This is a genomic window from Streptomyces calidiresistens (assembly GCF_014141525.1).
Lineage (GTDB): Bacteria > Actinomycetota > Actinomycetes > Streptomycetales > Streptomycetaceae > Streptomyces > Streptomyces calidiresistens.
In genome coordinates, this window is sequence record NZ_VKHS01000415.1 from 1 (window position 1) to 4,864 (window position 4,864).

At 72.2% G+C, this 4,864-nt stretch carries 3 protein-coding genes; 2 read left to right on the forward strand and 1 reads right to left on the reverse strand.

Features of this window, described 5'->3' with window-relative positions; translation table 11 throughout:
- The first annotated feature begins 235 nt into the window (after nucleotides 1–235).
- On the forward strand, nucleotides 236–2,383 hold the full coding sequence (gene uvrB, locus FOE67_RS16625; protein ID WP_182665065.1) for an excinuclease ABC subunit UvrB: 2,148 nt from the start codon (nucleotides 236–238) through the stop codon (nucleotides 2,381–2,383).
- A gap of 95 nt (nucleotides 2,384–2,478) precedes the next feature.
- Nucleotides 2,479–3,057, forward strand: a complete 579-nt coding sequence (locus FOE67_RS16630) for a TerD family protein (protein WP_182665067.1) — start codon at nucleotides 2,479–2,481, stop codon at nucleotides 3,055–3,057.
- Nucleotides 3,058–3,187: 130 nt separating this feature from the next.
- On the opposite strand, the gene FOE67_RS16635 is transcribed toward FOE67_RS16630, so the two are convergent.
- Nucleotides 3,188–4,603 (reverse strand): phosphodiester glycosidase family protein, encoded by a 1,416-nt coding sequence (locus FOE67_RS16635; RefSeq protein ID WP_182665069.1) that lies wholly within the window; start codon nucleotides 4,601–4,603, stop codon nucleotides 3,188–3,190.
- Nucleotides 4,604–4,864: the final 261 nt, after the last annotated feature.

The following is a 4,864-nucleotide window of genomic DNA, read 5'->3' on the forward strand; positions in this document are numbered from 1 at the left end:
CGGCAACGGGGCGGTGGGGACGGATGCCGCGGGTGCGCCTACCCCGACGTCCGGATTCACTTCCCCCTCGGGGAGGACATTCGGTCCCCGGCGCGTGACCGCTCCGGGAACGGCGCGTGACGAATCGGGGCGACCCGGAGTGATCTGATGATCACAGAAAGGTGCGTTCCCCGCTCGCGCACCGGCGGGGCGGTGGACGGGCCGATTGTCGGTGCCGGGTCGTACCGTGGAGGCCATGCGGCCCGTCTCCCACATCGAACGCACCGTGGCGCCCTTCGAGGTCGTCAGCCCCTACTCGCCCAGCGGCGACCAGCCCACCGCCATCGACGATCTGGAGCGCCGGGTCCGGGGCGGGGAGAAGGACGTCGTCCTGCTCGGCGCGACCGGCACCGGGAAGTCCGCCACCACCGCCTGGATGATCGAGCGCCTGCAGCGCCCCACCCTGGTCATGGCGCCGAACAAGACCCTGGCCGCCCAGCTCGCCAACGAGTTCCGCGAGCTGCTGCCGAACAACGCCGTCGAGTACTTCGTCTCCTACTACGACTACTACCAGCCCGAGGCGTACGTCCCGCAGACCGACACCTACATCGAGAAGGACTCCTCGATCAACGAGGAGGTGGAGCGCCTGCGCCACAGCGCGACGAACTCCCTGCTCACCCGCCGTGACGTGGTGGTCGTCGCCTCCGTCTCCTGCATCTACGGTCTGGGCACCCCCCAGGAGTACGTGGACCGCATGGTGCGGTTGAAGGTCGGGGAGGAGATCGACCGCGACGCCCTGCTGCGCCGCTTCGTGGACATCCAGTACACCCGCAACGACCTCTCCTTCACCCGGGGAACCTTCCGGGTGCGCGGGGACACCATCGAGATCTTCCCGGTCTACGAGGAGCTGGCCGTCCGCATCGAGATGTTCGGGGACGAGATCGAGGCACTGTCCACCCTCCACCCGCTGACCGGGGAGGTGATCTCCTCCGACGAGCAGCTCTACGTCTTCCCCGCCTCCCACTACGTCGCCGGCCCGGAGCGCATGGAGAAGGCGATCGCCGGCATCGAGGCCGAGTTGGAGGGGCGCCTCGCCGAGCTGGAGCGGGGCGGCAGGCTCCTGGAGGCCCAGCGGCTGCGGATGCGCACCACCTACGACATCGAGATGATGCGGCAGATCGGCACCTGTTCCGGCATCGAGAACTACTCCCTGCACATCGACGGTCGTCCCACCGGCTCGGCCCCCCACACCCTCCTGGACTACTTCCCGGAGGACTTCCTGCTGGTCATCGACGAGTCGCACGTCACCGTGCCGCAGATCGGCGCGATGTACGAGGGCGACGCCTCCCGCAAGCGCACCCTGGTCGACCACGGCTTCCGCCTGCCCTCCGCGATGGACAACCGTCCGCTGAAGTGGGAGGAGTTCCTGGACCGCGTCGGCCAGACGGTCTACCTCTCCGCCACCCCGGGGCCCTACGAACTCTCCCGCTCCGACGGTGTGGTGGAGCAGATCATCCGGCCCACCGGCCTCGTGGACCCCGAGGTGGTCGTCAAGGCCACCGAGGGGCAGATCGACGACCTGGTGCACGAGATCCGCACCCGCACCGAGCGCGACGAGCGGGTCCTGGTCACCACCCTGACCAAGAAGATGGCCGAGGACCTCACCGACTACTTCACCGAGCTGGGCATCGCGGTGCGCTACCTGCACAGCGACGTGGACACCCTGCGCCGGGTGGAGCTGCTGCGCGAGCTGCGGGCGGGCGAGTACGACGTGCTGGTGGGCATCAACCTCCTGCGGGAGGGGCTGGACCTCCCGGAGGTCTCCCTGGTCTCGATCCTGGACGCCGACAAGGAGGGCTTCCTGCGCTCGGGCACCTCCCTCATCCAGACCATCGGGCGCGCCGCGCGCAATGTCTCCGGTCAGGTGCACATGTACGCCGACCGGATCACCCCGGCCATGGAGCGGGCCATCGAGGAGACCAACCGCCGGCGCGCCAAGCAGATCGCCTACAACGAGGCCCGGGGCATCGACCCGCAGCCGCTGCGCAAGAAGATCGGCGACATCGTCTCGGCCATCGCCCGCGAGGAGGTGGACACCCGCGAGCTGCTGGAGACCGGCTACCGGGGCCAGGGCACGGCCGGTGGGCGGGGCGGCGACCGCGCACGGGACCGGGCTCCCGCCCCCGCCCGGGAGACCGCCCCCGGCGCCGCCTACTCCGCCGAGCGCGCCGGTGCTCTCACCGACCGCCCCGCCACCGAACTGGCCCGCACCATCGAGGACCTGACGGAGCGGATGCGGTCGGCGGCGGCCGAGTTGCAGTTCGAGATCGCGGCCCGGCTGCGCGACGAGGTCTCCGAGCTGAAGAAGGAGCTGCGCCAGATGCGCGAAGCGGGCCTGAAGTAGGGAAACCCGCTCCAGTAGGGTGAGGGGAAAGGGCCGGTGGGCCCGGTGGATCCGCCGCGCGGGCGCGCGGCCACACGGCGGAAGGGGAGCGCGACATGGCCGTCAATCTCACCAAGGGGCAGGCGATCAGCCTGGAGAAGTCCGGGGGCGGTCTGACCCGGGTGCGCATGGGACTGGGGTGGAAGGCGATCCAGCGCAAGGGGTTGAGCAAGCTCTTCGGCACCAAGGAGATCGACCTCGACGCCTCCGCGATGCTCTTCTCCAACGGTCAGCTGGTGGACGAGGTCTCCTTCCGGAAGCTGGCCAGCAGCTGCGGGTCGGTGCGCCACGGCGGGGACAACCTCACCGGTGGCGCCGGGGCCGGCGGCGACGACGAGGCCATCTGGGTGGACCTCACATCGGTCCCGCCGCAGGTCGACCAGATCGTCTTCACCGTCAACTCCTACACGGGCCAGACCTTCGCCGAGGTGGAGGCCGCCTTCTGCCGGTTGGTGGACGAGTCCTCCGGCGAGGAGATGGCCCGTTACACCCTGACCGGCGGCGGCCCCTTCACCGGGCAGATCATGGCCAAGGTGCAGCGGGTGGGGAACGGATGGTCGATGACCGCCATCGGCGCCCCGGCCAACGGCCGGGTCTCCGGGCAGCTGCTGCCCGCCATCACCCCGCACCTGTGAGGTCGGCGCTCCCCGGGCGGTGACGTCCGGGGACGCCCCACCGGGGAGGGCGGTCGTCGGAGGACGACATCGACGCGGGGCCGGACACCGATGAGGTGTCCGGCCCCGCGTTCGTCGTGCGCGCCCGTGCTCAGCGAGCGTTCGCGGCCGGGAGGAGGGCGGGTTCCCCGTCCACCGGGCCGGGGACCCCATCGGCGTTCACCGAGGCGTCGCCGGGCTCCCGCTCCACGGGGGTGCCGTCCTCCCCGACCAACACCGTCTCGACCCGGATGCCGGGCGGCGGACCCGCGCCGCGCGGCGCGGTGATCGCCAGACCGTTGGGCACCGGGCGCTGCGCCCCGCCCGAGGGCATGTTGACCACGCGGACGGAGGTCGCCCCCGGTGCCCTGGCCAGCAGCGTGGTGGAACCGCCGCCGTCCAGGTTCAGCGCGTTCCGGGCGCCCAGTTCGGCCATGAAGGAGGCCAGCGCGGTCAGGGTCATGCCCACGGTGTGCTCCTGCCGGCCGTCCACCGTCACCAGGTACATCTCGGTGCCGTCGGCGGAGAATCCCACGGCGGTGCGCGGGGCGGTCACGTTGTTCGGGGCGCCGTCCCAGTTCAGGGCGATCCCGTCCACCACCAGGGGCTCCTGTCCGCCCACCACGGTGTGCGGCAGCGGGCCCCCGTCGGAGGCCCGGGCGGAGAACACCGGCACCAGGGGCTCCCCGACCGTGAGGGTCTGCAGGGCCCCGGCTCCGGCGTCCCGTCCCACGAGCAGACCCCCGCCGTCGGGGATCGGGCCGACCCCGGCGCCCTCGTTCACCGCGGTGACCAGGCCGTCGCGGAACTCCACCTCCACGACGTGCTGCGAGCGCTCCACCACCGGCGACCGGTTGACCGGACCCCACTCCGGCCCGTAGAGACCGATGCCGTCCACCGGCAGGCGGGCCGCGTTGTAGCCGTCCAGGGGAAGCTCCCCCCGGGCGGTGACGGCCTTCCCCTCGAAGAGCACCTCCAGCATCCGGCCGGCGCCGTCGAGGTCGAAGCCGACCGCCTCACCGCGCCCCGGGCTCGCCGAGTGCAGCAGTTCCCCCTCCCGCACCCCGGCCCCCAGGGGGGCACCGGTCCGGTTGATGTCGAAGAAGTCGGCGTTGACGGCGGCCACGGTGACCCGGTCGGCCCCCGGGTCGTGTCGGGCCACCAACTCCTCCAGGGGCGCGGTTCCCGCCACCCGGGAGGCCCCGAGGTAATCGACGCGCAGATCCTCGGAGAGATCCAGGGTCAGGACGAACGCGGACGCGGGTCCGTCGGGTTGGGCGGCCTGCACCCCGGTCAGCCGGGCGCCGGCCACCACCGGTGGGGAGGCGGGCAGGACGGCCGCGGGGCCGACGGGGGCACGGGGGGCGTCGGCGACGGCCGACACGGTGAGATCGGCGGGCAGGCCGGACGGCAACAGCCCGAGGGCGAGTGCGGTGAAGACGGCGGCGGTCAGCCACGAACGCGGGCGGGGCCCGCGTCGTCGGGCGCGATCGTGCACGGTGTGGAGCCCCTCCTGGTCGCGCGGCATCGTCCGCCCGCCCCGGTGCGGTCCCGGGAGGGAGCGGTTCCGACGGTGGGTGAAGCGCGGTTCCGGGGAGGATAGGGCCCCGCCGGCCCGCGTGTCCCGCACCAGCGTGACGGGGTCACACGACCGGGGGACGACATGGGGGCGAAGCCCGGGCCACCGGTGGGGGATCGGGCGCCCACGGGAGGGTATCCACCGGGTGACCGGTGGGTGGCGGAGCGTGTGCGACGGGGTGTCGGAATCACCCCGGGGTGTCGGGGAGGG

Coding starts and splice junctions, on each gene's coding strand:
- uvrB (WP_182665065.1), top strand. CDS start 236: ATGCGGCCCGTCTCCCACATCGAACGCACCGTGGCGCCCTTCGAGGTC.
- FOE67_RS16630 (WP_182665067.1), top strand. CDS start 2,479: ATGGCCGTCAATCTCACCAAGGGGCAGGCGATCAGCCTGGAGAAGTCC.
- FOE67_RS16635 (WP_182665069.1), bottom strand. CDS start 4,603: ATGCCGCGCGACCAGGAGGGGCTCCACACCGTGCACGATCGCGCCCGA.